Consider the following 4632-nt stretch of genomic DNA (forward strand, 5'->3'; position numbering starts at 1 on the left):
ACCCACAAGCTCCTGAGCTTCGCCCGTAGGACCGACGCTCGGACCACGGAGATCGACCTGCCTGTGCTTCTGGAGGAGATCATCGCCTTTTCGGCCCAGAAGGCCAAATACGGCAAGGTCCACATCAAGACCGAGATCGATCCCGATCTGCCGCCCCTGCACGCATCGCCCACCGAACTCCAGCAAGTCGTTCTGAACCTAGTCAACAACGCCATCGACGCCATGGACAAGCCCGAAGGGGTGATCGTCATCCGGGCCCGGCACGAGGACGACAACGTGGTCATCGACGTGGCCGACAACGGCCAGGGCATCCCCAGCGCCAACCTTCAGCGCCTGTTCGAGCCTTTCTTCACCACCAAACCCGTGGGCAAGGGCACAGGCCTCGGCCTGTCCATCTGCTACGGAATCATCAACAAGATGGGCGGAACCATCTCGGTGGAGAGCGAACTCGGCGAAGGAACCGTCTTTCACATCACCCTCCCGACCAGGCCCCGATCCGGGGGGGCACCGGCAGTTCAACACTAAGCCCGCAAGGAGAAAGCCAATGTCATTACCCATCGCCAAGGTCATCCTCATCGACGACGAGGTTGGATTCCTGAACATCATGAAAAAGCGCCTGGAGTCCCGCGATCTGGACATCCAGACGGCCGAAAGCGGTCCCGAGGCCCTCGAAGTCATGGGCAAGAGCCCGGATCTGGACGTGGCCATCCTGGACGTCAAGATGCCCGGCATGGACGGCATCGAGACCCTGGGCGAAATCCGCAAGCATTTCCCCCTGATCGAGGTCGTCATGCTCACGGCCCACGCCACCGTTGAAACTGCCATCGACGGCATGAAAAAAGGAGCCTTCGACTACCTCATGAAGCCCTGCGACATCGACAAGCTCATTGAGATCGTCCGGAGGGCCAAGGTCAAGAAAACAGCCCACGAGGAAAAGATCCTCCAGGCTCACATCCAGGAAATTACCAATCGCATGGGCGGGTAGCCATGTCCGACGCGGATTCTTCGGCCCAATCGGCCTCCAGGCCTCCAGTGCGGCTTCTCGTCGTCGACGACGAGCTGTCCTACACGAAACTGCTGACCAAGCGCATGACTCACCGTGGCTTCGAGGTCACGGCGGTCAACAGCGGGCGGGAGGCCGTTCAGGCCATGCGTTGCGGAAGCTACGACGTGGCCCTGCTTGACCTAAAGATGGAGGACATCGACGGCCTGGAGACCCTCAAGATGCTGAAGATCCTCGCCCCAGAAACCAAGGTCATCATCCTCACCGGCCACGGCGGCGAGGCCGAGGCCCGGCGGTGCTTCGACCTCGGGGCCTTTGACTATCTTGTCAAGCCTTGTCGGCTCGAGGTCATCATCCAGACCATTCTGAGGGCCGTGGGCCGATTCTGAGTCAAATCCGTTCCGAAATTCACACCAATAAAAAACAGGGGAAGGGATCCGAGAATCCCTTCCCCTGTTTTTTATTTTCGCCAGGAGTCGTCAGAAGGCCGCGTCCAAAAGCATGTTGTCCCGGTGGATGGCTTCCGGATAGGATATCTGGCCCAGGATATCCTTGATCTCCGAGGTGTTGCGGCCCATGATCCGTCGAAGGTCGTTGCTGGTGTAGTTGGTCAGGCCCACGGCCAGGGGTTCGTCGTCCGGCCCGAGAATCCGGACCAATGCCCCGACCCCGAACCGGCCCCGGATGTCCACGATCCCTGCTGGAAGCAGACTCTTCCCCCGGCCCGTCAGGGCCGCCACAGCTCCCTGGTCCACGACGACCTCTCCGGCCGTGTCCTGGTTGTAGGCCATCCAGAACTTTTTCCGCGAAATGGCCTTGCCCTCGGGCATGACCCAGGTTCCCACATCCTCCCCGGCAAAGGCCTTCTCCAGACCGAAGGGCATCTTTCCCGACAGGACCAGGGTTGGAACCCCGATCTGGGCCGCCCGCTTGGCCGCCAACAGCTTGCTGTACATCCCTCCGCTGCCTTCGGTGGTCTTTCCCCGGCAGATCCGAGCCAGGTTCAGGTCGCCGATCCGCTCGATGCAGGACAATATTTTGGCCTCGGGGTTTTCCAAGGGATTGTCGTCGAAGACCCCCTCGGCCGAGGTCAGGTTGACGAACAGTTGGGCCTCGACCACGTTCAGAATCAGGGCCGCCAGGGTGTCGTTGTCGCCGAATTTCAATTCCTGCACGGCCACGGTGTCGTTCTCGTTGACGATGGGCAGCACCCCCCAGGACAAAAGCTGGCTGAACGTGTTCCGGGCATTCAGGAACCGGGTCCGACTCTTCAGGTCATCCTTGGTCAGGAGGATCTGAGCCGTGATCTTGCCGTAATTGGCGAATATCTCGTCATAGACGTGCATAAGCCGGCTCTGTCCCACGGCCGACAGGGCCTGTTTCCCGGCCAGACATCCGCCATGCCCGCTGGTCGTGATCACCCTCCTCCCAGCGGCCACGGCCCCGGATGAAACCAGCACCACCGACACCCCCCGGTCCATGATTCCGGCCAACTGGTCGGCCAGACGGTGCATGCGTCGCAGATCCAGGCCCTGTTCGCCGGTCAGGACCGCGCTGCCGACCTTGATGACCACCCGGCGGGCCGATTCCAGGATTCGTCGGCGGAATACCCGCCAATCGCTCGCATCGGACTCAACACCCATCGCCGTCCTCCTCGCCTCCATCCAAGGCCGGATTGTCCTCCAGGCCGGACATTCGCTCCTCGGTTGTCTCCCAACGGGCCCATATAGCCGCCATGACCTCGTCCACTCCCCGGCCGTCCAGGGCCGACATGAATAGGATCCGGCCCTTGTCGTCGCGGGCCCGCTCCTCGAACCAGGCCCTTTCCTCCGGGGTCCAGAGGTCGATCTTGTTGACCACCCGGATTTGATCTTTTCCGGCCAGTCCGGGGCTGAACTTGGCCAATTCGTCGTCCACCAGGGCAAAACCTTCCCAGGGATCCTCACGGCCGATCTCGTCCGCGCCCAGGATGTGGACCAGACACCGGGTCCGCTCCACGTGGCGCAGAAAGGTGTGCCCCAGCCCCTGTCCAAGATGAGCGCCCTTGATGAGCCCCGGGATGTCGGCCAGGATCATCCTTCGGCCGAAATCGTCCTCCACCACCCCGAGTTTGGGGGTCAGGGTCGTGAACGGAAAGGGAGCGATCCTTGGCCTGGCCCCGGATACCTTGGAAATAAATGTCGACTTGCCCGCATTGGGAAGACCGATGAGCCCTACGTCGGCCATGACCTTGAGCTCCAGACGGATGCGACGCTCCACTCCCGGTTCTCCGGGCTGGGCGAACCGAGGGGCCCGCATGGTCGAAGACTTAAAATGGGTATTGCCCTTGCCGCCCCGTCCCCCCTGGGCCACCAGAATCTCCTGGCCGTGGGTCTTCAGGTCCGCCAAAAGGGTGTTGCGGCCGTCCTCGTCCACTTCGTGGATGATGGTTCCCAGCGGGACCTCGACGATTAGGTCCTTGCCAGCCGGTCCATTGCACATTCTTCCCATACCCGGACGCCCGTTCTCAGCCTCGTGAACCCGCTTGTGCCGGAAATCGTAGAGAGTCAGAAGCCTGGAGTCGGCCCGGATAGTCACGCTCCCGCCGCTGCCGCCGTCGCCGCCATTGGGACCGCCCCGGGGCACGCACCGTTCCCGCCGAAAGGACACGCATCCGTTCCCGCCCTTTCCGGACCGCACCGTGATTATCGCTTCATCAACGAATCGCATCGAACCTCCCGGCTCAAAACACAAAAAGGGCCGCTTAAAAGGTTTCCCTCTTAAACGGCCCCGGCAAATAGAGGAACCAGACCCAGTCTAGGCAGCCACCGGAACGATGCTGACCCTAGTCTTGACCTTTCTCTTGCGAAGAAACTTCTCGTACTTCACCTCGCCGTCCACCAAGGCGTACAGAGTGAAATCCCTGCCCAGACCGACGTTGGCGCCGGGTTGGACCTTGGTGCCCAACTGCCTGACCAGGATATTCCCGGCCAGAACGCGCTGGCCGCCGAATCGCTTCACGCCGCGCCTCTGCCCCTTGCTGTCGCGGCCGTTTCGTGAACTGCCGCCTGCTTTTTTATGTGCCATTTCTGTCCTCCCGAGTCAGGAATCCCTAAACCTGAATGGATTTCACCTTCAAAGCCGTGAAATCCTGGCGGTGACCCTGCTTCTTTCGATAGTCCTTGCGGCGCTTCTTCTTGAAAACGATGATCTTGCGATCACGGCCGTGGGCGACAACCTCGCAGGCCACTGCGGCCCCGTCCAGAACGGGACGACCCACGGAGACGTCTTCGCCCTGGCCGACCATCAACACTCTGTCCAGGGATACCTCGGAGCCGGGTTCGGCATCCATCAGGGCCACCTTGAACTGCTGGCCCTCTTGAACCCTGTACTGCTTTCCACCAGTCTCGATTATTGCGAACATCATTGTACCTCCAGATGCAGAAACGGGACGGTTATCCCAGGACCGATTCAAAGGTCAAGTATTTTTTCGGCCTATCCCCTTGCAAGGCCCACCGACCAGCGGGCGGCCCGGGCTAGAACGGCCACCGAGACTTCAGCCGCTCCGGCAGCCAGGAGGGAACGGGCACAGGCCTCCAAGGTCGCCCCGGTGGTCATCACGTCGTCCACCACCAGGACGTGCCTGCCCG

General features: G+C 61.4%; 8 protein-coding genes. 3 read left to right on the plus strand and 5 right to left on the minus strand.

Features of this window, described 5'->3' with window-relative positions; genetic code table 11:
• The 3 genes from EOM25_12460 to EOM25_12470 all read left to right on the plus strand — a co-directional run.
• On the plus strand, positions 1-525 hold a 525-nt coding region (locus tag EOM25_12460), incomplete at its 5' end, for a HAMP domain-containing histidine kinase (GenBank protein NCC25985.1).
• A 19-nt stretch (positions 526-544) separates the two neighbouring features.
• Positions 545-985, plus strand: a complete 441-nt coding sequence (locus EOM25_12465; protein NCC25986.1) for a response regulator — start codon at positions 545-547, stop codon at positions 983-985.
• Positions 986-987: 2 nt separating this feature from the next.
• The gene (locus EOM25_12470; GenBank protein ID NCC25987.1) at positions 988-1392 is read left to right on the plus strand and encodes a response regulator; all 405 of its coding nucleotides are present in this window, start codon (positions 988-990) and stop codon (positions 1390-1392) included.
• Between the two features lie 90 nt (positions 1393-1482).
• Here the strand turns inward: EOM25_12470 and proB are convergent, their stop codons facing one another.
• The 5 genes from proB to EOM25_12495 form a co-directional block, all read right to left on the minus strand.
• The gene (proB, locus tag EOM25_12475) at positions 1483-2646 is read right to left on the minus strand and encodes a glutamate 5-kinase (GenBank protein NCC25988.1); all 1164 of its coding nucleotides are present in this window, start codon (positions 2644-2646) and stop codon (positions 1483-1485) included.
• Entirely contained in the window at positions 2636-3712 is a 1077-nt protein-coding gene (gene obgE / locus EOM25_12480; GenBank protein ID NCC25989.1) for a GTPase ObgE, read from the minus strand. Before obgE ends, proB begins: the two co-directional genes overlap by 11 nt.
• Positions 3713-3799: 87 nt before the next feature.
• Positions 3800-4069 (minus strand): 50S ribosomal protein L27, encoded by a 270-nt coding sequence (locus tag EOM25_12485; GenBank protein ID NCC25990.1) that lies wholly within the window; start codon positions 4067-4069, stop codon positions 3800-3802.
• Positions 4070-4094: 25 nt separating this feature from the next.
• Positions 4095-4406, minus strand: coding sequence for a 50S ribosomal protein L21 (gene rplU / locus EOM25_12490; GenBank protein ID NCC25991.1), 312 nt, complete (start codon positions 4404-4406; stop codon positions 4095-4097).
• A gap of 71 nt (positions 4407-4477) precedes the next feature.
• Positions 4478-4632: hypothetical protein (locus tag EOM25_12495; GenBank protein ID NCC25992.1), on the minus strand; the 155-nt coding region annotated here is incomplete at its 5' end.

It is taken from the genome of Deltaproteobacteria bacterium, assembly GCA_009929795.1.
GTDB lineage: Bacteria > Desulfobacterota > Desulfovibrionia > Desulfovibrionales > Desulfomicrobiaceae > RZZR01.